We start from the raw sequence: 24,638 nt of genomic DNA on the forward strand, positions 1-24,638 counted from the left end.
GCTTATTCCTCTTCCATTTCTTCTTCGCCTACTACCTGTTCGGATTGTCTGGCTTTCTGCTTCTTCCGCTCGCGAAGGAACCACCAAGTAATCAGTGCGATGATCAACACTGCGGCGGCGAGCAGTAGCCACATCCACCACTGCATCAGCTTGCCGCGATCATCGAACACGTTGCCTTCGTCCTCATCCATTGGAACGCGGTGGGCGTGCACCAGGAGCCGGTGGGTATTCACACCGTAGGGGGTGCAAGTGATGAGGGTCAGTAGGTCCTCGTCTGGTCGGGTTTTGAGGCTGTCGACCTCGTCCGGCAAGACAACCTCTGTGTCGTACACCTCGTACTTCATCTTCTCGCCGAAGGTCGACACGTAGACCGCATCGCCCTTCCGCACGTCCACGAGGTCATCCCACAGTGTGGCGTTGGACAGGCCTGTATGGCCTGTAATAACCGCGTGAGTTCCCTTCCCACCTACAGGTAAGGAGGATCCATAGAGGTGCCCAAGACCTTTTTGCAGAACCTCGTCGGAGGTCCCGTGGTAAACGGGTAGGCGCGATTCGATGGACGGGATAACCACCTGGCTCATGGCGCTCTGCCCAGAGAGCTGGGAAAGATACTCTTCGTATGCGGGGTTATCCTCGCTGACGCGAGCCAGCCACGGATCCAGGATCGGTCCGTCCTTGTGCGTCGTGTTATACCTGCGGGCTTCCTCTACCGCTCGGCTAAGGACTTGAGGATCCGTTTCCTTCAAGTCTTGTTCGTATTTTTCCGCGATCTTTTGTTGCTGGTGGTTGTTCCACTGCGTGGCGTAAACGGGATAAAGCATGACAAGCAGCCCCACCACCACTAAAAGGATGGGGAGGAAGGTGCGACGAAAGAGCGATCGCGGTGCGCTCTTTCGATGCTTACCAATTGTGCTTGTCATGTCCGTTGCTTTCCCGTTCGAACTGCCTAGCCCCTACTGCTGGGTGCTTCGGCGAGCTGCGTAGAAACCGCCACCGATAATCGCCAAACCAGCCAGAACAATGGCCCAGAAGCCTGCGCCACCGGTGTTCGGCAGGTGGTTTTCGTCGGTGTAGTTCTTGATGTTGGCGGTGTACTTGATGTCGGCGGTCGGCGTACCGTTATCATCCACATCGCCCTTCTTCAGCTCGAAGTGCTCAAGCGCATCGTTGGCCACGTAGCCTTCAGGTGCCTTGGTCTCGTGCAAGCAGTAGTTGGTCTCTTCGTCGGCCTGGTTGTTGGCGAAGTCGGTAACGTGGACGCCCTCGATGGTGACAGTGCCCTGGTCGTTGGTGGTCCACTTGTCCTGGCCCTGGACGTTCAGCGGATCGGTGCCTTCCTTCTTCTTCCAGGCCCCGTTGCCGTCATCGACACACTGCACCAACTCAAACTCTGCACCCTTCAGCTTCTTGTTCTCATCGTTGCCGTCGGTCTTGTTGATGGTGACCTTGCCCCAGTAGGTGTGAACCTTATCCGACGTCTTCTCTGTGTCGTGGTCGGAAGAGCCGTTATTGGTGATCAGCGTTGCGTCGTTGGGAACGTGCTGGATGAAGCCGTTGGTCTTGGTCGTGATGGTGGTGAACACGAGGTCGGTGGACTTCAGCTTGTCGCGGCCAGTTTCGGTGAATTCGACCCTGATCTCCTGGCCATCCTTTACCAACTGGTAGTCGGTGCCTGCCACCAATGCTTGAGCATTGTCAGCGGACTCTCCGTACTTCACCTCGACAGTGGCGTTTTCAGCGTCCAGTTTCGGATCAAGTACATCCTTGACGATGTACTTCTTCAGCGTGGAATTCTTAGCAACAGCCGGAACGCCCGTGGTGATCGTGTACTTGTAGTCCTGCCCTGCCTGTGCGTTCTGGTCCTCAACTTCCTTGGTGATTGTCACCTTGGAGTTCTTCGGGTACGCGTGAACATCATAGATCCAGCTCTTGTTGTCCGAGTTGGTCATCGGCACATATACCAGGAACGGAGCACCGGGCACCAGACCCGAATCAGTCGGGACTTCGGTTTCGGTGACCTTGTAGAGACCCTTTGGCAAGTTGTTATTGAACGTCAGGGTGCCATCTTCGCCGGTGGTGCCTTCCTTGGAGTACGCACCGTCGCCTTCCCATGCCTTAGCCTCGGAAGGATTGGTAATCTCGCGTGCCTTTGCCCAGTCGCCGCTGTTGTTCAGTGGCTGAACCAGCTCAATCTTGTACTTGACGCCCTCGGCTGGCTCACCAGAAGGGTTCGTAATCTCGGTTCCGTTGCCCTGCTCGCCCTCAGCGCCGATGAGCTTGTGCAGGGTAAGGGAAAGCGTCTGGTTGTTGTCGATGGTGCTGACGGCCTGCGCCTGTGCGGTCGGGGCCTCGTAGACTACTTCGGCGCCGACGGTGCCGGCAGCCAGTGCGATAGCGAATGCAGCGGACAGCGCACCTACGCGCTTGCCGACAGTTGCGTTAGACATGAACGTCCTTCTTTCTTACAAGTGAATGAGTAGTGGAAGTTGATCCGAGTGGTCGAGGGCACATGGTTGGCAATACTCGTGGCGAGCTACTTGCGGTGAACACTGCGCGCCTTCGTAACGGATCCTTGTGTGAGCAATGTGGTTTCTTGGCTTCAGGTCATCGTGCCCACCCGGGTCCATCTCGGCACCGGCCTGGGGTACTGGGTTGAAACATTGTTCTCCTCTTTAGAAGTTGTGCACGTCAGGGTTAGCTCAGTCGTCGGCGTATGCCCATGGCTCCTGTGGCTGCAATGAGAAGCCCCGCGAGAATGGGGAGTATCACACCGTCGCCACCGGTCTTTGGCATCACGCCCTGGTGCACATTGGCCACCTGCAGCCATGCACCGTCTGGATAGTCCTGGGGCAGGTCACTCGGCTTAGAGTCAGCAAACAGTGCGTTCTGCTGGTCCGACTCCACGATCGTCTTGCCATTGGCATTTCGTTTGATGCTGATTTTCACCGGGGTAGGCAAGAGTTGATAGCCGTCCGGCGACTTCGTCTCCAACAAGAAGTAGGTTCCGTAGTCCAGTTCGGTCCAGAGGTACTTTCCATCCTCTGTGACCTTGAGGTCCGCAATTTTGTTCGCCGCCGGTCCCGTGGGGTCTTGGTCGTAGATCGCGAACTGCGCCCCGTATTTGTCGCCGTCGCGCGCGGGGATAGTCGTGATGTTTCCTGCGGAGTCCGAATCGACCTTCCATAGATAGAAACGGGTCTTATCGGGTCCGGGATAGCAACCCTCGTCTTCGAGGTCGCCCATCTTCACGCTATTGGCGAAGCCGCCGCGCTCTGCACTGCATTCTGGTACGTCGTCACCGTCACCGGGTGTGACGCCACCTTCCCCGCCTCCGGCCGATTCAGTTCGAGCTTTATCGTATTCTTCCTTATCAAGGGTGAACTTCAGTTTGACTCGGTACCGATGAGTGCCGTCGCCATGCTTGGGATCCTGCCGTCCAACTGCATCGATGGTGCGCTTTTCCCGCATTTCTGGGGAGTCCTCGGAACCTTCTCGGTCACAGTTGTCTAGCCGGAAGCTTCCCGTTTGCAGCACGTCAGATTCTACCACGCACGAAGGTGTGTCTCCCGGTTGTTTGTCCTTGGACGTGTATTCGTCAGTGAAGTACACCTCCGCACCGGTGAGCTTCGCCCCCTTGGGCAGCTTCGGGGTATCGGTGGGCGCCGGGTAAACGTATTCGTTAAGGTCATCAAAGCTCTTAACCGTCACGTCATAGGCGGCAGTGTACGTAACATTGCCTTGGCCATCCGTATCGGAAGTGATGTCGTCGAAGCCGACCTTTCCGTCACCGTTGGTGTCGATGGCAGTCTTGCTCAATGCACCTGGACAGGAATCGTAAGCAGTATCGTTCGTCGGGTCTTCGTCTTTGTCATGGTTAATCACAGACGCCGTGTTAGGGCGACATTCCGCACCGGACTTCAATGTCGCGCCAATGATGACGGTCGCCTTACCGCCGGCAGGCATGGGTCCGAAGAAGTAGGTTTTTGTTATCTCACCGGTTTGGGGGTTCTCGGTGGCAGGTTGAGTGTGGACATTCCCACCGTCGTACCCCTCGTAAACAACCTGGTTGTACTCCACGAGGCCTTCGTAGGTTGCCGGCAGAATGTCGTACAAGGTGAAACCTGACGAAGCACCTTTTCCGATGTTCTCAACCTCCAGCGCCCAATACTTCTTGTTCCTGGGCAAGCCGGCAGCATAGACCTGTTCCAGTCGGGGGTCTCCTGGCTCCAAAGTAGTTTTCTTTGCCTTAAGATCCGAGGGGATCTGCACCCCGGGGTTACTCGTTGCATCGGTGTTGTAGGAAGCAGGAAGGTCCGACAGCCGAGAGACCAGCTGAAAGCTCGGATGCTCTCCGGTTGGGTCGAAAACCCTAATCTGCATGCCCACCTGATCGGCAGTACTTCCGCCGGTACCAAAGCCGAGGTTGCCGTTGCCGTACAACCAGGCCTTACCCCAGACCTTCTCCGGGATCGCTGTATTACCAGACGGGTCTTGAAGCTGATCCGCGGGGATAGTCCACGTCTTCCGTTCTCCTGTATCCATGTTGATGCGCTCAAACATGACGTGTGTCCTTGGGTTCGCCCCGTCTTGCTGCATGCGGGCGGGACTCACCAGACCCCAGAGGTACTGTGGGGCACTGGGGAGGACAACATGATCCTCAGCTCCAGCTTGGAAAGGCGCGTTGTTTTGATTACGGGCAATCTCGCCACGTGGATCCTTCGCACCTACCGCTGGCAGGGGAATCTTATACAGCTGTCGGGTACCGGATGTTGCGGTGTTGCCCACCCACATCACTTCGTTCGATCCACGTAGGTCAAAGGTGCCGGTGTTGATTAGATCCAGGTCGTTTGGCCTTCCGCTGGTCGCCTTGTGGAAAAGGGTCGCCCCCTGAGCATTCTTGACCAGCCCGAGGTCGTACACCTCACCCGTGACCGGATCGATCTGCAGAAGATGGCCCGCGGGGTGGCATTCCTGGAGGCTCGAATTGTGGTTCGCCTGGCTTATGGCGTAGATCCAGTGATCCTTCGTGTTGTAGGACAGCGCGTTGTACACCCAGTTGGAGGGCTTGCCGATGGGGGTAAAAGTACTGCTACCCTCGATCTGCAGGTTGAGCTGTGTGCTCGTGTTTCCCGCCTGTCCACCATTCGGCGTGGCCGACACGTAAACAGCCGTGCCCTTATTGAGTTCGTCTTGGGTGAGCTCTCGGGGACCTTTACGGGTTGTCGCCTCCTCACACTTACACGGCACCGAGACCATGCCATAAACCTTGACCGAGTAATCGTTACCTTGTGTCGACGGCGCATTCGTCAACACCTGTAGGGTATTTCCTGGCCAAGTATTGAATCCCGTCCCTGTACCTTCAAGGTCAAAAGAGACGGAATTTACCTTCCCTGCGCTATTACGACTTTGCACCGTAATACCGGTGGTTTGCACAGCCTTACCGTTCGTGCCGATCCGACCGCCTCCGGGCGGTGGCGTGGTAAACGAGTTGTATTCAACCCCGTTGCTGGTCTCTTTCTTAGTGACAAAAAACCCGCCTAGATCCACATTAAAGGACCTTGTAGTGCTAATTTCTACCCGGGTCAGCGGCAGATCCACCCCCCGCGTACCACTCTTGATGTTAATGCGGAACTTCTTGGCGTTGCTCTTTGTAGAACTTGCAACTTGCTTTAAATCTTCGTCATTCCTCGCATCCGAAAGAGGTGTGTAGAGCTGCGTATCCAGCAGTTTCTCTTCTTTACAGTTTCCCGTTGGAGTCTGCGCCTGCGCCGAAGGAACATTAATTCCTCCAATGGCTCCCACGATGGTCACGAGTGCACCCAGAAGGGCAGCAACGGTTAGAAGACAAATACATGCCCGACTAAGCGCCGCCCCTTGGCGATCTTCGGCCAACTTAAGGTTTTCACCGGTTAATACGCGAGCCATTATCCTTTTCCAGCCTTAGATCCGTTCTTCGACCCACCTGTTAAGGTTTACCTAAAAAACGGATACCCACTCCTTCTTGGCGAGATGAAGGTTAAGCCTTCAAGCTTGCACCCTACACGAACAAGAATATAAGCTTCACAGGTTCCGCTCAATTTTCCGAAAGGTGATTTAGGCTACTCTTAATAGAATCTACACCTTGAGTTCACCGGACAGCAGTGGCACCCCTTCCGGCACCCCGCTACACACCGCCGGCGAAGCCCAACTGGCGCCACGCCTCGTAGGCCGCCACCGCCGCGGCGTTCGATAGGTTCATGGAGCGCCGCCCCGGCAGCATCGGGATGCGTACCTTCGCCGCCACCCGCGGGTCGGCCAACACATCGTCGGCCAGGCCAGTCGGCTCCGGGCCGAAGAGCAGCGCGTCACCCGGCCGGTAGTCCACCTCCGTGAACCACGTGCCCGTCTGCGCGGTGAAGGCGAATACCCGCCCCGAGCCACGTACCGGGTCAGTCACGTGAGCCAGCGCCTCATCGATGCCCTCGTGGACGTGCACGTCTGCCAGTTCGTGGTAATCCAGCCCCGCCCGGCGCACGTGCTTGTCGTCGAACTTGAAGGCGAGCGGCCCAGCCAGGTGGAGCGAAGCCCCCGTGCCCGCGCACATGCGGATGGCGTTGCCCGTGTTCGGGGGGATCTCCGGGCGGTCGAACACTACGTGCAGTGGTGGGTTCACACCCGCAAACTGGTTTTCAGACGTCATTCACCCAATCTAACCGGTACAAATGTAGCCATGAGCAACTCCCCCTCCCGCAGCTTCGACATCACCCTGATGGGTGCCACCGGATTTGTCGGAACCCTAACCGCCGGATACCTAGCAGCACATGCCCCTGAGGAAGTGCGCATCGCACTTGCCGGCCGCAACCAGTCCAAACTGGAGGTCTTGCGCGACCAACTGGCTGCCACCAACCCCCGAGCAGCCGAGTTTCCCCTGGTTATCGCCGATTCCAGCGATAATCGCTCCCTAGAGAAGCTGGTCTGCGATACCCGCGTGGTCATCTCCACCGTCGGCCCCTACTACCGCCACGGCTTCCCGCTGGTCCGCGAATGCGCCACCCACGGTACGCACTATGTCGACCTCGCCGGAGAGGCGCTCTTCATGCGCGAATCCGCTGATTCCTACCACGACCGCGCCACCGCCAGCGGAGCGCGCATCGTCCACGCCTGCGGCTTCGATTCCGTTCCGAGTGACCTGGGAATGCTACTGCTGGGACAGAGGGCGTCCGAAAATAAAGACACCCTCAAGTCCGCCACCATGATCGTGAAGATGAAGGGCGGGCTCTCCGGCGGCACGATCGACTCGATGCGCGAACAATTCGCAGCCGCCAAGGGCAGCCAGGAGAAGAAGCGGCTGCTGGCCGACCCGTACACCCTCTCCCCTGACCGCGCCAAAGAGCCAGAGCTGGGCAAGCAGCCGGACTTCGGTGTGGTGCGGGAAAGCGACATCGGGCGTGCTAGCGCTAGCGACAGTGGCGAGGACGTCTGGGCCGGTCCGTTCATCATGGCGAGCTCCAACACGCGCGTGGTGCGCCGCTCGAACGCACTGCTCGGCTACGAGTACGGCGACAAGCTGCGCTACAGCGAATACCAGTACACCGGCAAGGGGCTGAAGGGGCGCATGCGTGCCTTCACCATGGGCGCGTTGCTCGGCACGGCAGTGACGGCGCTGAACCAGGACAAGCTGCGCACGTTCCTCTCTCGCTGGGTACCTGAGCCCGGCGAGGGGCCGTCTGAGGCCGAACGCGATGCCGGTTTCTTCCATGCTAAGCACTACGGCGTCGGCGCCGGCGGCAGCACGTACACAAACACCATCAGCCTGGACGCCGACCCGGGGTACAAGGGCACGTCCCTGATGCTTAGCGAGGCTGCGCTCACTCTTGCCCTTTGTGACGCCGAGTTGCCTACAGGTTCCCCCTACCAAGGCACAACCGGTGGTGGAGTGCTGACTCCGGCCACCGGCCTGGGGATGCCCTATGTGCAGCGCTTGCGCGATGCGGGCATGAAGTTCAGCGACTAGCTGAACAGGCTCTGTTCGTCGGCTGCCACTCCGTTGACCCGGTTGATGTCCAGGGAGTTCAGCTGGGTCACGTGCTCCGGGGTCAGCTCGTCGAGGGAGGAAACCTGCAGCAGACGCATGGTGCGACGCACCTCACTGGCCAGGATTTCGATGGCGCGATCCACGCCGGCCTCGCCACCGGCCATCAGGCCGTAGAGGTAGGCGCGACCGATCAGGGTGAACTTCGCGCCCTTGGCGATGGCGGCAACGATATCCGCACCATTCATGATGCCGGTATCCATTGCGACGTCCACGTCCTTGCCGACCTCGCGGACGACCTCCGGCAGCAGCTGGAAAGGAACCGGAGCGCGATCCAGCTGGCGGCCACCGTGGTTCGACAGGATGATGCCGTCAACACCCAGGTCGGCCAGCTTCTTAGAATCCGGCAGGTTCTGCACGCCCTTGACGACCAGCTTGCCCGGCCACATCTCGCGGATGGTCTTCAGATCCTCGAACTTGATGGAGGGATCCATCGCGGAATCCAGCAGCTCACCGACGGTGCCGCCGGTGCTGGTCAGGGAGGCGAACTCCAGTGGCGGCGTGGTCAGGAAGTCCCACCACCACCAGGGGCGCGGGATCGCGTTCAAGACCGTTCCCAGAGAAATCTCCGGTGGAATGGAAAAGCCGTTGCGGGCATCGCGTAGGCGGTTGCCTGCCACTGGTGTATCCACGGTGAACAGCAGAGTATCGAAGCCCGCCTGAGCAGCGCGCTCGACCAGCCCGTAAGAGATCTCACGTTCCTTCATGACATATAGCTGGAACCAATTGCGGCCATTCGGGTTGGCCTTCTGCACGTCCTCGATGCTGGTGGTGCCCAGGGTGGACAGGCAGAACGGAATGCCCGCACGGCCGGCGGCACCGGCACCGGCCAACTCGCCCTCGGTCTGCATAAGGCGGGTAAAGCCCGTCGGTGCAATACCAAAAGGCAGAGAGGACGTACCGCCGAAGACCTCCGCAGTCGTGTCCACGTGGGAAACGTCGTTCAGAATTGACGGGTGGAACTCCACGTCACGGAAAGCCTTACGTGCGCGGTTCATGGAAATCTCATTGTCGGCAGCGCCATCGGTGTAGTCGAAGGCTGCAGCCGGGGTGCGACGCTTCGCAATGTCGCGCAGATCCCAAATCGTCTGCGCATTGCTGAGGCGGCGGGCTTTAAAATCCAGGGTCGGCTTCTTGAACTTCAGAAGGTCAAAAATCTCAACGGGGTTTGGAATCTGACGCTTTTGGTGTGCCATCGAGGCTCGCTCTCCTAACAAAGTGTTTTTGGGCTGTGTCCCCGTTCTAGAGGAACTAGGGATCCAACGCTTTCCACGATAGGACGCTTTATTGACTTTTGCCGTGGGGCTCCTGCACACCCTCGTGCGCCATAGCTAAAGAATCTAGCTCGGTAGGCGCTAACTCAGTTCTCCAAAGAACTGCAAAATCCGCTCGCCGATCAGCTGCCGCGACTTCGGCTTTACAAATTGGTGGCCCTCCCCCGGTACCTCCAAGAACTGGGGCGTGCGGCCGTGCGACACCAGCGCGTCATATAGCTGCTGGGATTCCTGCAGTGGGACATTCGAGTCGTTCGCCCCGTGGATCAGCAGTACTGGGGTGGTGATCTGCTCGGCCTTGTGCAGTGGGGAGATCTCCCACAGCAGTTCCGCGTCATGCATGGGATACCCGTACTTGGGGGACGCCGCGCTTGCCAGCCACGGCTCTGTCGATTCGTAATACGTTTCGAAACTCGTCATACCGCAGGCATCCACCACGCCCAGGAACATGTCGGGGTAGCGAGCCGCCGCCAACACAGCCAAGAACCCGCCATAACTGCGACCGCCGAGGAATACCCGCCCAGGAGTGCACAAGTTGGCGTCACAAAGGAAAGAAACCGTATCCGCCACATCGTCGATGGCGGCGAAGCGACCATAGCGATCATCGGCGTGGATGAATGCCCGTCCATTGCCCTTGCTACCTCGAATATTGGGAGTAAATACCGTGTAACCAGCGGCAACGATGTCTGCGAGCACATCGTGGTTCGTGGGGCGCGACTGCCCTTCCGGCCCGCCATGCAGGTGCACATACACGGGGCGCTCCGGCGCAGGTTCCTCGGGCAGATACAGCCATCCGGAAAGCTCCAGCCCGTCGCGAGCGGTGTAATAAACCAGCTCGGGCACATCTCCTTGGCGAGCACGCTCATCTAGGCGGTCACTTCGGTTCGGGTCCAATGGTTCCACGCGCCCGGACTCCAGTCGCAGGATCTCCACCGTCGGCGGCAGATTCGGCCCCTCGACTGTGAGAGCCAGCAATCGGCCATCGTCGGTGATGGAAAGCCCGGCGGCCACCATGCCCGGCAGCTCCACAGTGCGGCGTACCTGGACGCGCTGTTCGTCGCCCAGGCTTAAAAGCTCAAGATTGGAAATCCCCGCTTGGTTCCACAGGACCGCGGCGGTCGATAGATCCTCACTGATGACGAATTCGTCTACGTCGGCCTCGGGATTGCTAATCAACTCTTCCGATTCGACGCACACCGGACGCTCGCTCTCAATATCAACGACCAGCCGCAGCAGACGCCGCCGCTCCGCCCCGTGGTCGGTGACAACCAGAATCACCAGGCGATTGTCCGCAATCGGCAGAATCCGCCCGTCTTCCGTCGTCGCGCCTGGTTCCGGCGGCAGCAGCGGCATCCACCTGCCCTGCGGGGTGACCAGCAGAAGTTCTCGGTTGCCGCGCGGGCCAACGCGCATCAGGCAATATCCGGCTTCGGCGGCGACCAGCAGCGCATCAATGCGTCGATCCATCACCAGGTAGCGGGATGTGTTGGGGTTCACCAGACGCGCCTCAGTCATACCGTCGGCGGCCACCGCGTCCATAGCCAGGTTGTCGCGGTCCCACTCCACCAGGCGCGTGCGAGCGTCAAAGGTGTTCCTGAGTGGTGACGCCCCCTGCACCCCAGGGTCTGTAGAAACCGTAAAGGTCTCGAGCTTTTCCGAACCTTTAGGGGATACTTCGCAGGCGATCCACTGTGCGTCCGGGGAATGCAGTACGCGCGTCACGGGGCCCTCTGTAGGCAGTTGGACGGGTCGTTCCTTCCCCACTCCATCCTCGGTGAGGGCCGCCTGAACCGCGTAAGGATAACCACCATCGCGGACAATATAGGCAATGGCGGTGCCGTTGGGCGCAAGCGAGGGGGAAGTCGTATGGCGCATGACTCTAGTATTTTAGCGCAGGCTTCCCCGCCACTGTGACGTGGGTCCCAGCTGGTGGGCTGGTGAAAGTTCACGGCACATCTGTCGCAGAGACTCTATGCTGTGGAGACATGAGCATCTACGTGAACGCCTATTCCACCGTCCGAGCGGACGTGCCTTTCAACGGGCCGGGCGAGCCCGCTATCGCCTCCCGCGCTCTGTGCTTCGAGGAAACCGAGCGACCATTTTTGAAGACCACCGCCAACGGCGCTAGTGAGGATGATGACCAGCAGACCCGTGAGCTGCTGGAACATCTAGAGGGCTTCGAGGGATACGCGGCCGAGCAAGGTCAGCAGCGCTTTGGCAGCTTTAATTCCTATATTCACGCTGTGATGCAGCACATCCATAATGTGCGCCGCCACTACGTCTTCGAGCGTAAAGACGACTTTGATTTTTCCCATCTGGGAGACTTCGCCGACTGGGCTCGTGAGGCGAATGCAGTCTTCTTCCTTTCTGATGGCACTGTGCGCAACGCCGGCGGGGCAGATTTGCTGGATCCAGCCCTGGTCGGCAGCTCTTCTTCTACTGGGGCGCAGGAAAACTCTGTGCCCCGTCACCCGGACTCTGCGGAGCGTATGCGGCGCGTACGCAGTGGCCTTTGGCAGCAGGGTTTCCAGGTGGCGCCGACGTTGCCGCCAGTGCGATCCGAAGGCGAGCTGCTGATCCGCCCGGCCGAGGAGGTTTTCAACCGAGCCGTCACCCTGGCCGTAGTGGCGACGGTCGCAGCAAACGTGCTCAATGGAGAGCCCGTGGACTTCGCCTCCCTCCGCGCTGGCTCCCGCCGTTCCTTCGAACATCTCACCCCCGTGGAGCAAGCCTTCCTTGACCGCGCAGAGACTGCGCAGGCTGGTGCGGACGGAAACCTTGCATACAGTCAGGATCTGCAGGAAGATGCCTACCAGCTGGCCTGGGCGTACACCGCCGCAGAGTTCCTTGCCTGGTCAGTAGGCCTCCTTGACATTGATGTTTTCGGTTTCAACCCCGTTGATCTTCCCGCCCTCCGGGGCGCCCTCCGTGCCGTCGATCGTGAGGGACGCGACGCGAGCGAGCTCAACCTGCGCAGCCTCTCCGAGCTCTGCGATGCCTCAGAGTATGTTTATTCCCTGCGCTGGGTATCCGTGGAGCAACAGACCCAGGCGCCTACCGGCTCTATGTCAACCGGCCCTAGCGTTCTGCAGCCCCAGGATCACTCCACGCTGGTAGAACGCCACCGCGCGATCGCCTGGCTCACCGACCCCGCAATCGCATACGACGACGTGGATCTTTCTACCTAAAACGCGCGCGGCCTTATCGGCTGTGCGCCTTAAAGAACGCGGCGACTTCCCCAGTCGCCGTCACGGCATTCGACTTTCTCTCACTCTCAGGGTCACTGGCCGCCGCGCCTGCCTCGCCCGTGCGCTCACCCATCCACGTGTGGCCAGCATCGCCGATGGCTAGGTGAGTGACTTCCATGTTTGGTCCGCAATGCGGCCACTGCACGCGTTGCACAGCATCTGTCACGCGGGTGGAGATCGGCGCACCCACGCAGCGAGAGCGACTTGCGTACTGCTGTGCAAACTCAAATGCGCCCAAGTACTCGTCGCCATAGCGCGGGCCACCGCTGTAGTGGATCGTCTGATCCTTGCGTCCATGGATATCCAGAAAAGGGCTTGTCGCTCCCCGCTTGAAACGCACTGTTTCTGGGTGCTTCGGATCTGAGCCCTTCTCTGCGCAGGCTTTCCACGTTCCCGAGTAGTACGCGGCGGACACTGCCGCGAATGCTGCGAATTCATCTGGCATTTCGCAGGCCAATTTGCCCACGAAACCGCCGCCGTTGGACATGCCAGTGGCATAGATACGGTTGGCGTCGATCTCGTAGGTAGACGAGATTTCGTCCAGGATGTCACGAACAAAGCGCACATCCTCTCCCTTTTTCACGCGCGCGTACGGGGCGCCCTCCCATGCACTACCCACTCCCTGTGGGTATGCCACGATCGCATCTTTGCCCGCCAGGCCCGTGTAGCGCGCCATCTGGTCTGCCTGCTCACGGTAGCCATGAAACGCAAAGATCAAAGGGATGGGCTTGCCGGGTTTGGCGGACTTTTCCTTCTTGGAGTACGGCTTTGCACCCTTAGGTACGTTGATGATGTACCGGCGGTCACGGTTGCTGGAATTGACCAGCAGAGTCTTATTCTGCCCTGGCTTCATGACATCGTGGATAGGGCGGAACTTCTTCGGGATACGCGCAACCGCAGGCGTGACCTGCACATTCTGGCTGGTAGGCGGGATCGCCACAGCCTCTGTAGGGGCATAGTCCGCGGGTTCTTTCACAGTGTTATGGGCCTGTGGATCCTTATGGGTAGCGTGAGTCAGTTTCTGCACTGTCACGCCCACGCCAGCGGCACAAACCAGGAGGAATGCTGCAAACGTTGTCGCCGCGATTCGGCGGCGGCGGAATTGCTGTTCTGTTGGCCGCCTATGCGCTGCGGCGTCTTCCCTGCGGTGCCTTCCAGCAGGTGCTTCCTCATTGTTCTGGTTATGACGCCGTCTGTTCCCCCGCCAAGAATTTTCCGCAGCGTGCGCGCCGTAGCTTCCCGCCTGCGAAAACTCGGCCAGATGGTGATGCTTCTTTCGAGCAGAGTTTCCGCGCTCGCGACGGTGCGCGTCGCGGTTACTGGAGTCGAAAGGTTGGCGGTTCACGTGGACGATTGTTCTTTGCCCTTGCGCTTGTGTCAATCACCACACCCCGTGTTCAAGATCACTAAGCCGTTCAGTGCGCTAAGGCTGCTACCGCTTAGCGGAAGTCTCGCGCCCCCGCATGCGCACCTGCGATCTCGCCTGCCGGGCGTAACTGAGTTTCCACCTGTTCCAATAGATCTGCCGTCACCGCAGCAGCTCCTTCTGCGTTGTGTACGATCCCTCGCACGACCAGGATCTTCGCATTCAATGCCACTGCCCGCTGCCGCGTCCACAGTCCTGGCGAGACCACAATATTCGCCAGCCCTGTCTCGTCTTCTAACCCAAAGAACACCACTCCACCTGCGGTCATGGGACGCTGCCGATGTGTCACCACGCCAGCGACGCGCACGCGGGTGCCATTGGGAACGTGCAACAGACTGTCGGCGGTCACCACTGCTGCACCACCTGCATTGCTTGCACCACTTGCACCGTTTGGGCGTCGGTGCCACTGGTTCAGATACGAGCGGAGTAACTGCACCGGATGCTCATCAGTTGTTACGCCCGTTGCTTCTAGTTCTGACGCCGCCATCTCAAAAGCACTCATCCCCGGCAAAGCTGGCGCATGTACCCCGGACGTGCCCGGAAGCATTCCGGGGCGTTCGGTCGCAGCCACCCCGGCAGCCCATACCGCCTGGCGGCGGGTCAGTCCGAGACTCCCCAGCGCTCCAGCGCGAGCCAACTTCTCCACTTGAGCCGTGGTCAGGCCAGCCTCTCGCGATAGGTCCTCCACACTGGTGAAACGTCCGAGCCTTTCACGTGCTTCCACAATGCGCCCCGCTACTTCGGCGGAGATACCCTTTACTCCTCCGGCACCACTAAGTCCCAGGCGTATCTGCCCCACCGGCTCAGCGGTGCCGCGCCCTAGCCCATGAACTCCCGTTGGTCGGTTGGAACGTGGGGGCGTCGCTAAGGGAACGACGGCATCGGCCTGCACGGCAGAAGCGTTCACGTCTACGGGAAGAACCTGCACTCCATGGCGGCGAGCATCCGCCAACAGGGATTGTGGCGAATAGAAACCCATCGGCTGTGCCCGCAGCAGCGCCACACAGAACTCCGCCGGGTAGTGATATTTGAACCACGCGGAGTAGTAAACAAGGGAGGCGAAGGACTGCGAGTGCGACTCGGGAAAGCCATAGCTGGCAAAGGCCACGATCTTGTCCCAGAGCCGGTCGGCTATAGCGCCCATAATGCCGTTTTTATTCTTTAACCCCTGGTAGAAGCGCTTTTTCAATCGCTCCATCTTCTGCGGAGAACGTTTTGATCCCATCGCCCGACGCAAGGAATCAGCCTCGGCGCCGGTGAACCCCGCCGCATCCACGGCCATCTGCATCAGCTGCTCTTGAAATAGCGGAATGCCCAGAGTTTTTGTCAGCGCGGGCTCCAGGCATGGATGGTCAAAAGTGACGGGCTCCAGGCCATTGCGGCGGCGAATATATGGGTGCACGGAGCCGCCTTGAATGGGGCCGGGGCGGATCAGCGCTACTTCCACTACGAGGTCATAGAACGTACGTGGCTTCAGACGCGGCAGAGTGGACATCTGTGCGCGGGATTCCACTTGAAACACTCCCACTGCATCGGCACGGGCAAGCATTGCATAGACCTCCGATTCGGTAGGGTCCAGTCGCCAAAGCTCGACGTTCCGTCCGCGGTGCGCACGCACCTGATCCACCGCATGGTGAAGCGCTTCCAGCATGCCCAGCCCCAGCAGGTCGAACTTCACCAACCCCACGGCGGCGCAGTCGTCCTTATCCCACTGCACCACGGAGCGCCCCTCCATCCGCGCCCATTCTGTAGGTACGACCTGTGCGATAGGACGATCACAGATCACCATTCCACCGGAGTGGATTCCTAGGTGTCGGGGATGATCCCGCATCTGTTCGGCGAGGTCATAAACAATCTCAGGGGTTTGTTCTGGGTGACGATTCCATGCGTCGATCTGGCCCGGCGCGTAGCCGAGTGCCCGGCCAGCATCGCGGATCGCGCCACGGCGGCGATAGGTAATCACGTTTGCCACTTGCGCGGCATTCTCACGCCCATAGCGGGAGTACACGTATTGGATCACCTCCTCGCGCCTTCCCGACTCGATGTCGAGGTCAATGTCGGGCGGCCCGTCGCGTTCCGGGGAGAGGAAGCGCTCAAATAGCAGCCCCGACGCCACCGCGTCCACCGTCGTGATCCCCAGAGCAAAGCACACTGCAGAGTTCGCCGCAGACCCACGTCCCTGGCAAAAGATGTTGCTCTCGTGACAGAAGGAGACAATGTCGTGGACGATGAGGAAGTAACCGGGGAAGCCTAAGTGTTCGATCGTTTCCAGCTCGCGGTCAATGGTGGCCCACGCCTGGTTGGCGGCTGCAGAAGAACCGCGCCGTCCATAGCGCTCAGCTCCGCCGCGGGCGGTAATAGCGCGCAACCAGGACATTTCCGTGTATCCCTCCGGTACGGGGAAATGCGGCAGGTTCGGCGCAACGAGATCCAGGGTGAAGGCGCATTCGCGGGCGACCTGCACGGAAGTCTCGACGGCACGGGCTAGCCACTCACAATCGCCGGCGAGCTGCAGCATCTCCTCCCCCGAGCGCAGCCACGAGCCGCCCACCGGGTGGACGGTCGGCTCTGCGGCAGCGACGTCTGTGCGTTCGCGCAGCGCCGCCTTCGCCCCGGCCAACCGGGAGTGTTTCGGTGTGGCGCATGTAGGGGCACTGCTAACGATCTCACGCAGTCCGTAGTGCATCGCCAGGGCGTGGAGGCGTTCGTTGCGATCGGCATCCGCCGGGTTCATTGTGTGCTGCAACTCGACCACAACATTGGCCGTGCCAAAAAGCTTTATTAACCGCGCTGCCGTGTATGCGCTTGTCGTGCTTTCTGCCCACCGCCAGTCGAGAAGCACGAGCCAGTGGCCGCCCGCTGCCTCTGCTAGCTGGGAGAGGTCGGGGTACCGTACGGAATCTTTGTCGGGGTCGGCCATACGGGCGTCAGTTATAAGGCGACTTAGCCGCACATAGCCTTCGCGTCCTTTGCACAGCACTGTGAGAGGCACGTCGAGGCTCAGCTCAGCGCCGAACACCGTCGCGAGGTTCGTTTCGCCAGCATCGGAGCTCCCTGTGCTCTCAGCCACCGCCGTTGCGAAGCGCGCTGCCCCATAAAAGCCATCGCGATCTACACATGCAAGAGCGCTTAGCCCCAGTTCGCGCGCCGCTGCAACCATTTCCTCGGGTTGGCTCGCGCCGCGCAGGAAGTTGTAGGTGTTGCAGGCATGAAGCTCGGCAAAGGCGATTCCGGTTTTTCTTGTTGACGCCCCTTCACCCCCAGTTACTCCCGTCTCCTCCCCTATTCCTATTGCCCGCAGGTTCCGCAGTCCAGGGCCTTGCCCAGACAGCACGCTTTCGAGCTGTTTCCAACTCAGTGGTGAGCCTAGGGAGAAACTTCTGGACTGTGGCTTGCGCGACTCATTAGACACAGGCCAACTATAGAACACATATTCTATTAATGGCTAATGTGTAGCTACTTCCGAAAAAGCTCAAACTGAAACTAGACTAAGTTGTTCATTTTGGTTTAGACTGCTACCTTAATCGCACAGTTCAGCCCGGGCGTTCCAAAAAGATCCGGGCCCATGACAATCCAGGAGGATTCCCATGTCCCTTCGCCAGAAGGTTGCAGCCGGAGTAGCTGCGGTAGCTATGGCTTTCAGCCTTTCCGCCTGCGGCGGTGACGATGACACGATCAAGATCGGCACCACCGACCAGGGCCAAAAGCAGTGGCAGGTCTTCGAACAGAAGGCTAAGGAAGAAGGTCTGAATGTCGAGCTGGTTCCATTCGGCGACTACAGCCTGCCGAACCGTGCTCTGCAGGACGGCGAAATCGTCGTCAACAACTTCCAGCACCTGATGTTCCTGGCTGACTTCAACGTCAACAACGATTCCAACCTGGTACCGATCGGTGCAACCGAGATCATCCCGCTGGGCGTGTACTACCAGGATCACAGCGAAGTTAAGGACATCGAGGAAGCCGGCGAGGTCGCCATCCCGAACGATCCGACCAACCAGGGGCGTGCCCTCCACGTGCTGGCATCCGCCGGTCTGGTGAAGCTGAAGGACGATAAGGTTCTCTCCCCGACTCCGGCCGATGTTGATGAAAGCAAGTCCAAGGTCAAGGTCACCCCGGTTGATGCAGCCCAGACCGTAACCGCCTACAAGGACGGTACCCCAGCCGTCATCAACAACTCCTTCCTGGAGCGCGGCAACATCGACCCGAAGTCCTCCATTGTCCAGGATGACCCAAAGGCAGAGGCTGCAAAGCCATTCATCAACGCCTTCGTCACCACCGAGGAGCACAAGGACGATGAGGATCTGAAGAAGCTCGTCGACATCTGGCACTCCAAGGACGTTCAGGATGCGCTGAACGAGCAGTCCAAGGGCACCTCCGTCGAGGTCAAGATGGGTCCAGACGAGCTGTCTAAGATCCTGAAGGACACCGAAAAGCAGATCAAGAAGTAGCTCCCTTCCCTAACCCCCACTCTCAAAAGAGGTTCCCTATGGCTTCAGACGCGAAACCTAGCGTCGACCAGCCCAGTGCCGGCACCACCGGCACGAGCAACACTGGCACGAGCAACACTGGCACGAGCAACACTGGCACAGACATCGTCTTCCGCGATGTGACGAAGGTTTTCAAGCAGGGCAAGAAAGAAGTTCGAGCCCTGCAGGACATCACCACTCATATCCCGGCGGGATCCATCGTCGGCATTATCGGCTACTCCGGTGCAGGCAAGTCCACCCTCGTCCGTCAGATCAACGGCCTGGATCGCCCCACCAGCGGGCAGATCCTGCTGGATGGCCAGGACATCGTTCCCCTACCGGAATCGCAAATGCGCAAGCTGCGCAGCGATATCGGCATGATCTTCCAGCAGTTCAACCTTTTCTCCTCCCGCAACGTGGCAGGCAACGTGGCCTACCCACTACGCCTGCAGGGCATGCCTAAGCAGCAGCGCGAGGAACGAGTGAAGGAGCTGCTGGAGTTCGTCGGCCTTTCCGATAAGGGCAAGGCCTACCCGGAGCAACTCTCTGGCGGTCAGAAGCAGCGCGTCGGCATCGCCCGCGCGCTGGCTACCAACCCCAGTTTGCTGCTGGCCGATGAAGCCACCAGTGCACTGGACCCCTCCACCACGCGCGACGTGTTGGAGCTCCTCCGCAAGGTCAACCGTGAGCTCGGCATCACCATCGTCGTGATCACTCACGAGATGGAAGTTGTGCGCGCCATCGCGGACTCCGTCATCGTGATGGAGAACGGCCGCATCGTGGAACAGGGCAGCGTTTACGAAGTCTTCTCCAACCCGCAGACGCAGACTGCGGCCAACTTTGTGGCCACTTCCCTGCGCAACACTCCGGATATGGTTGAGGCCGAGGCGCTACAGTCCGAGCACGGTCGCCTCTTCACTGTGACTATGGCCGAGGGAATTGGTTTCTTCGACGCCGTATCCAAGCTGTCTGCTGCAGGAGTGACGGTCAACATCGTCCACGGTGGCGTCACTACCCTTCAAAACCACAGCTTCGGTCGCCTTACCTTGCGCTTGACGGCGCACGATGCCGCCGGCGAGCAGGCAATTGAGGAGTTCCACAGCCATATGCAGTCCTCCACCGAGATTGAGGAGATCCGATGAACACGATGACCCTCGCGCAAATGGATTGGGATCGCTACGGCAACACGTTCCAAAAGGCCATTTTCGACACGCTCTACATGGTCTCGATCACGCTTGTGATCTCCTCGGTTCTAGGCCTGATGATCGGCCTGCTACTGTTTACCACCCGCAAGGGCGGCATTCTGCAGAACCGTGCGGTCTACTGGGTAACGAACTTCCTGGTGAACTTCATCCGCCCGATCCCGTTCATCATCTTGCTGACAGCGATCGGTCCGCTGACTGACCTAGTGGTGCAGAGCCGTATCGGCACCGAGGCCGCGATCGTCGGTATGGTCGTCGCCGCGACTTTCGGCGCTGCCCGCATCTTCGAGCAGAACCTCGTGGCCATCGACCCGGGCGTGATCGAGGCGGCCAAGGCGATGGGTGCCTCGCCGCTGAAGATCATCTTCTCGGTAATCATCCCTGAGGCGCTGGGGCCGCTGATCCTAGGCCTGACCTTTATGTTTATCGCCATTGTCGATATGTCCGCCATGGCGGGATACATCGGCGCCGGTGGCTTGGGTGACTTCGCGATTGTCTACGGTTATCGCTCGTTTAATGACGCCGTAACGTGGACGACCGTTGCAGTAATCATCGTCATCGTGCAGATCGCGCAGCTGGGCGGAAACTGGCTATCGAAGAAGATCATGCGCCGCTAGTTAGCGACGAAACCCCGGGTGCTAGTTCAAATCTGAACTGCCCCGGGGTTTTTCTATGGGTTTAGAACTCCGCGTCCCACGTCACGGTCTGTTTGGGCTTCTTGCCGCAAGAGGGAACGGATGTACCACCCGAGCGCGAAGTCAGGCGCACCGTGATTTCTTTATGTGCACCAGCTTCGTCGGTAACGCGCACAATGCGCACCTCGGTGCCAGCGTCCGTGGCTTCAGCCTCGGCTGCTTCCGGCTTACGAACGTGCATCGTTGCCAGTTTGACGGGGCGGCCTTCTTTAGACATCTTCTCCGCGACGGCAAGCTCCGCGACCTGCCCAACCGGATCCCACAGCCCGCGGCCACGGCAGCCTTCCAGCCACAGTTCGCCCTGCTTGGCGCGTTCCAGCATGCTGCGAGCTCCGGCAGTGCCGAGTCGGCCATAGGAGTAGTTGGTCGGCAGCAGAATCATGGAGGGGGCAAAGCGATGCCCCTTGGTGTGGGAGGATTCCCAGACTATTTCTCCGTATTCGGCGGTGAGCTCGTCGGCGACAGGACGGCCGAATACTGCGCAGCATTTGTCGCGTTTGCCGTGAGTACACACCAGTAACAGCGGACCGTCGATGCGCTGGCCGCCGGCTGCGCCGGGAGCGCTGAGGTCAAGATCGAGCAGTGCCTCCGGACCGGATATCTGCAGACTTTCGAGAATGGGCGTGGGATCATCGCCATAGCCCTCGGCCCAGCTGATGTAGAGCTGGCGGGTGGGGTTGGCGGCACGTTGCTGGCCTTCCCGGCCGGGACGCCGGATGAACTGCAGCTGAGCATTGTTTTCTGCGAGGAATTTCTCAATTTTTGTGCTGAGCTCTTTCCCCAAGGCATCGCCGTCGAGGATATCGTGCCCCCAGGCGGTGAGGTGCTCCAGGGCAAGGACCAAGCGACCCGGCTTAGCGGTGCCAGGAAGAGTCTCATCGGTCCGTTGGGAGCACATGTCCGCGTAGATTCCGCCTAAGGTGTCAGCGCTGGTTTTGAGCTGTCCGGCCTGGGCGTTCCTAGTTGTTGGCATGTTATCTAGAGTAGCAAGTTACGGGGGCATAGCTTTGCTAATAGGTGGCTTCGATCCGCCATTGTTTCCCTTTGCACACCAGTAGAAATGCCTGTTCGCCCGGCGCGTCATGACGGGTATTGCGCGTTTCCTCCTCACGGGGTGACATCCGGGCAGAGATCTGCAGTCGGGCATAGCGCTTCCCCTCTGCCCACCAGTGTTCATCAACGGGCCAGGGGCCAGCCCAGCCGGTGATGTGCAATCGTCGGCCACCCCAACGCAGAGTTTCCGGTGGTGCGCTCATCAAACCCCGGCCTGTAACGTGCACTGGATTCTCGTGGCGGTCCAGTAGCGTCAGTCGTGCTGCGGGGTGTGCGGCGCTGGGGTTGCGGGCGTCACGTGATCCGGGTGCCCCGATCAAGCCGGGCAGGGGGTGCAGGAGTTGGCCTTCCCACTGGCGAGTAGTCAGGGCGGTGATGGCCTCTGGATCATCTTCTCCATAGGGAACGGTAACGATGCGCCGCGCCACTGCACGACCGCCGCGGTGGATGGGACGCAACACACGGTTCATACCAATCAACGCTTGCGCCCGCCCGGCGGCAGCCCGCGCGGCCCGGATGCCTTCGTCTGGTCCACCCCATAGTGGCGCGGCGAGGCTCCCTGCTGGGACGGTTTCCACGGGCACAAGCTCAATGCATGTGACACCAGCGGTGCTATCCGCCCAGTCGAACCCAGCATCAGCCCCAACATCAGCACCCGCGTTAGCTCCCGCGTTAGCTCCCGCACCTGCTCGCAGGCGGGTGAGCCAACCGTCGAGTTGCCAGCGCACTCGCTGGGCTGTGTCTTGTTCCGAGAGGGGCTCACGGCACCGCCAGAGCCGCTCAATAACGGTCGGCCCAGCATAGCCAGCTGGGGGTTCCAAGTAGGCCCGCACAGCCAGGCGCAGGCAGGCCTCCCCCGCTGCGAAGAGCTTATTATGCAGCGCAGTGGCCACATGCCGGGCAATGAAAGCGGCAGTTTCAGTGCGGGCGATAGGCTCCTCTGCTTCGTAGCGCAGTTCCAATTCTTCGCGGCGTCGTCGGGGCGCGACATCCCTATCCACATGGCCACTGGCAATGCGGTGCCAGGTCACGGCCTCCTGCCCGAAACGCGCTGCTACGTCTGCCCGTGGAAGGTCGGCAAAGTCTCGCATCGTACGCAGTCCCAACTGCTGCAACGTAGCGCTTAGCTGTACGGGGGCGCGCAGCTCCGGCTCAATTCCCAACACGTCGATCGGCAGTTCGGCGATAAACTCTGCGCTCTCTCCCGGAGGGATAGTCCTGCCCAGCCGTGCTGCCCATACCGCCGACACCAGGTCGTCGGCCACCCCTGCCATACAGTCAGCGTGAATCCGTGCGGCAGCGTCCAGCAACTTTTCTACCGCAGTGTCCTCGTCGCCGTAATACCTGGATAGTGCATCCACGGGGAAGGCCAGTAAACCTGGTCGCAGGGTCTCCACCACCGCACTAACGTCCTGCAGTGCGTTCAGTACATCCTCGTGTACCGCCGCTTGCCGGTTCGGATCATCCGCAGCCACGTTCAACTGTGGATAGGCCGCCAACGCGTGACGCTGCTTCATACCGATCTTGACGCCATGGCTCCGCGCAGCCGCGTTGCAAGCCAGAACTCGGTAGTCCGTAATCACCGCGGCAGGCGCCAACACATCCCACCCATGTGATTGAGCCTGGACATACACCGGCCAATCCGGAAACCACAGCACAGCCACTCGTACATTGTGGGGCGCCTGTGTTGCGCTCCCCGCTGTGCTACCGGCCATACCCACTGCTCTACCCAGAGTGGGCATAAGTCACGCCTTCTATACCTGCTGCATCTGCTGCGCCTGTATCCACAACATTCTCAGCACCAATCGTCGCCTGCACTGTACGTGGCGGTTGGGCCTTCCCCCACACGCGTCCCTCGATCGCCACGGCGCGGATCCGCCCACCACCGCGGCGCAACCCTTGCACACCACATACGTGCAGATCCACATGCATCCTCGCTTGTGGCCACGCCTGCCCACACACCAGCAGGGCGCATTCGCTTTTCCGCAACCGTGCCTCCACCGGTCGCATAAAAGTCGCACTCACAGCACCGCTCTGCCCGCCGGCTGCGAACAGCACCGCATCCATCCCCTCTACCAGCGTCCCTAACACCGCTGCGGTATGTGGTGTGGAGTCTGGTACGAGCACTAGCCTTTCCACATCCCCACCAGCGGCAGCCACTGCCGCAATCGCCAGTCGCGGATAGTCCACCACCGCCACGCACATCCCCTGCGCTGTGAGATGTGCGAGCATATCCACCAATACTGCGGGACAGTCCGACACCTGCGTTGCCTGCCCGCGCGCCACCCCACCGCCCGGTAGGTGCTCGGCCAGCCACTGCGGCACCGGCGCAACACACACATTGTCTTTTCTTTGTGACGCCTCGTTCCCCGTCGGCACTACCTCCAGTACCGAAGCGCTGGAAATACCGGATGTCAGAGCACCTCCAGATTCGATCTGCCGCATCTTGTGCCGCAAACTGGCGATCGTCGTTGCCTCCACCTGCCGTGTAGTCTGCTTTCTCGCCTGTGTTTCGGCCTGAGCCATACCCGTCACCTCCCTTCCCTGTTCCACCGCAACATGTTCTAGGCATCTTCTACCAGTGCCCGTGGACATATCCGCACAACCAACAACACATATTAGAACACATGTTCTATCCTGATGGTTGCGAATATATCCCTCCCCTAAAGAGACGTCAAACACGCGACTAAAGACGCAGACTGGAAGGGGCGGAGAAGGTGGCGTCACCTAGAATGGGCAGTCATGAGCTCCAAAAACCACAACGAGCCCGTCATTGCCCCACCTACCGTCGTGCGCGCCATTGGGTCGGCACTTTTCGGCCTAGCGGTAGGCATCATGGCAGCTCCGCTAGCGCCTGGCTTTCAGGTCATTGTCTTGGTAGCCACCGTCGGTGCAGCGCTGTTGCTAACGTTTAGCCACCCATATCGCAGGCAGGTGCGCGAAGAAGTAGAAAAGCGCGGCGAGCGCTATCGCACCAGCGCATCGCAGGTTGCGCCGCTATTCCCACTGTGGATCGCCCTCATGGCGATACCGCTACTCAATACTCGCTCGTGGGCGTTGATGGCTATCGCGTGGGTTATCGCCGGAGCATACACCTGGTTCGTTTACCCACAGATCGACGGCACGGCGCACATCAAGCCAATCGGTACGGCCAAGAAGAAGCGCTAGTACACAAGAAACAGCCCGCCCCCACCATGCGGCGG

The 24,638-nt window shown here is 59.9% G+C and carries 17 protein-coding genes; 6 read left to right on the forward strand and 11 right to left on the reverse strand.

Features of this window, described 5'->3' with window-relative positions; all coding sequences use genetic code 11:
• Positions 1-2: 2 nt before the first annotated feature.
• The 4 genes from AC06DS_RS01165 to AC06DS_RS01180 all read right to left on the reverse strand — a co-directional run bounded on the left by AC06DS_RS01165 (position 3) and on the right by AC06DS_RS01180 (position 6,679).
• Positions 3-920 carry a class C sortase gene (locus AC06DS_RS01165; protein WP_287861861.1) on the reverse strand — a complete coding sequence of 306 codons (918 nt, stop codon included), beginning with the start codon at positions 918-920 and terminating at the stop codon, positions 3-5.
• A gap of 33 nt (positions 921-953) precedes the next feature.
• A complete protein-coding gene (locus AC06DS_RS01170; RefSeq protein WP_477100773.1) occupies positions 954-2,447 on the reverse strand; it encodes a SpaH/EbpB family LPXTG-anchored major pilin in 1,494 nt (497 codons plus the stop codon).
• A gap of 247 nt (positions 2,448-2,694) precedes the next feature.
• A complete protein-coding gene (locus tag AC06DS_RS01175; protein WP_477100774.1) occupies positions 2,695-5,313 on the reverse strand; it encodes a prealbumin-like fold domain-containing protein in 2,619 nt (872 codons plus the stop codon).
• A gap of 850 nt (positions 5,314-6,163) precedes the next feature.
• Positions 6,164-6,679, reverse strand: a complete 516-nt coding sequence (locus AC06DS_RS01180) for a tRNA (cytidine(34)-2'-O)-methyltransferase (RefSeq protein ID WP_448308020.1) — start codon at positions 6,677-6,679, stop codon at positions 6,164-6,166.
• Positions 6,680-6,709: 30 nt separating this feature from the next.
• On the opposite strand from AC06DS_RS01180, the gene AC06DS_RS01185 reads away from it, so the two are divergent.
• Complete coding sequence (locus AC06DS_RS01185; protein ID WP_477100775.1) at positions 6,710-7,993, forward strand: saccharopine dehydrogenase family protein; 1,284 nt, start codon at positions 6,710-6,712, stop codon at positions 7,991-7,993.
• Here the strand turns inward: AC06DS_RS01185 and AC06DS_RS01190 are convergent.
• Both AC06DS_RS01190 and AC06DS_RS01195 read right to left on the reverse strand, forming a co-directional pair.
• Positions 7,990-9,267, reverse strand: coding sequence for an alpha-hydroxy acid oxidase (locus tag AC06DS_RS01190; RefSeq protein ID WP_448308018.1), 1,278 nt, complete (start codon positions 9,265-9,267; stop codon positions 7,990-7,992). The genes AC06DS_RS01185 and AC06DS_RS01190 overlap by 4 nt on opposite strands.
• A 159-nt stretch (positions 9,268-9,426) precedes the next feature.
• Complete coding sequence (locus AC06DS_RS01195; protein ID WP_477100776.1) at positions 9,427-11,220, reverse strand: alpha/beta hydrolase family protein; 1,794 nt, start codon at positions 11,218-11,220, stop codon at positions 9,427-9,429.
• Positions 11,221-11,330: 110 nt separating this feature from the next.
• Here AC06DS_RS01195 and AC06DS_RS01200 point away from each other — a divergent pair, with 110 nt between their 5' ends.
• Positions 11,331-12,533: a DUF4272 domain-containing protein gene (locus AC06DS_RS01200; protein WP_293790719.1), complete on the forward strand. Its 1,203-nt coding sequence runs from the start codon at positions 11,331-11,333 to the stop codon at positions 12,531-12,533.
• A 13-nt stretch (positions 12,534-12,546) separates the two neighbouring features.
• Here the strand turns inward: AC06DS_RS01200 and AC06DS_RS01205 are convergent, their stop codons facing one another.
• Positions 12,547-13,938: a CE1 family esterase gene (locus AC06DS_RS01205; RefSeq protein ID WP_477100777.1), complete on the reverse strand. Its 1,392-nt coding sequence runs from the start codon at positions 13,936-13,938 to the stop codon at positions 12,547-12,549.
• Between the two features lie 94 nt (positions 13,939-14,032).
• Complete coding sequence (locus tag AC06DS_RS01210; protein WP_477100778.1) at positions 14,033-17,431, reverse strand: error-prone DNA polymerase; 3,399 nt, start codon at positions 17,429-17,431, stop codon at positions 14,033-14,035.
• Positions 17,432-17,606: 175 nt separating this feature from the next.
• Between AC06DS_RS01210 and AC06DS_RS01215 the strand changes: the two genes are divergently transcribed.
• Genes AC06DS_RS01215 through AC06DS_RS01225 form a run of 3 tightly spaced genes read left to right on the forward strand, consistent with a single transcriptional unit; the run spans position 17,607 to position 20,304 of the window.
• The gene (locus AC06DS_RS01215; RefSeq protein ID WP_477100779.1) at positions 17,607-18,467 is read left to right on the forward strand and encodes a MetQ/NlpA family ABC transporter substrate-binding protein; all 861 of its coding nucleotides are present in this window, start codon (positions 17,607-17,609) and stop codon (positions 18,465-18,467) included.
• A gap of 38 nt (positions 18,468-18,505) precedes the next feature.
• On the forward strand, positions 18,506-19,627 hold the full coding sequence (locus AC06DS_RS01220) for a methionine ABC transporter ATP-binding protein (RefSeq protein WP_477100780.1): 1,122 nt from the start codon (positions 18,506-18,508) through the stop codon (positions 19,625-19,627).
• A complete protein-coding gene (locus AC06DS_RS01225) occupies positions 19,624-20,304 on the forward strand; it encodes a methionine ABC transporter permease (RefSeq protein ID WP_293790714.1) in 681 nt (226 codons plus the stop codon). Before AC06DS_RS01220 ends, AC06DS_RS01225 begins: the two co-directional genes overlap by 4 nt.
• 61 nt (positions 20,305-20,365) lie before the next feature.
• On the opposite strand, the gene AC06DS_RS01230 is transcribed toward AC06DS_RS01225, so the two are convergent.
• From AC06DS_RS01230 to AC06DS_RS01240, 3 genes are read right to left on the reverse strand one after another with little or no spacing between them, the layout of a single operon-like run.
• Positions 20,366-21,355: a sucrase ferredoxin gene (locus tag AC06DS_RS01230; RefSeq protein ID WP_293790713.1), complete on the reverse strand. Its 990-nt coding sequence runs from the start codon at positions 21,353-21,355 to the stop codon at positions 20,366-20,368.
• 37 nt (positions 21,356-21,392) lie between these two features.
• Positions 21,393-23,150: a Y-family DNA polymerase gene (locus AC06DS_RS01235; RefSeq protein WP_477100781.1), complete on the reverse strand. Its 1,758-nt coding sequence runs from the start codon at positions 23,148-23,150 to the stop codon at positions 21,393-21,395.
• A gap of 10 nt (positions 23,151-23,160) precedes the next feature.
• Entirely contained in the window at positions 23,161-23,961 is an 801-nt protein-coding gene (locus tag AC06DS_RS01240) for a hypothetical protein (RefSeq protein WP_477100782.1), read from the reverse strand.
• 216 nt (positions 23,962-24,177) lie between these two features.
• Between AC06DS_RS01240 and AC06DS_RS01245 the strand changes: the two genes are divergently transcribed.
• The gene (locus tag AC06DS_RS01245; RefSeq protein ID WP_477100783.1) at positions 24,178-24,603 is read left to right on the forward strand and encodes a hypothetical protein; all 426 of its coding nucleotides are present in this window, start codon (positions 24,178-24,180) and stop codon (positions 24,601-24,603) included.
• Positions 24,604-24,638 lie beyond the last annotated feature (35 nt).

The sequence above is a fragment of the Corynebacterium sp. TUM25015 genome, from assembly GCF_056393505.1.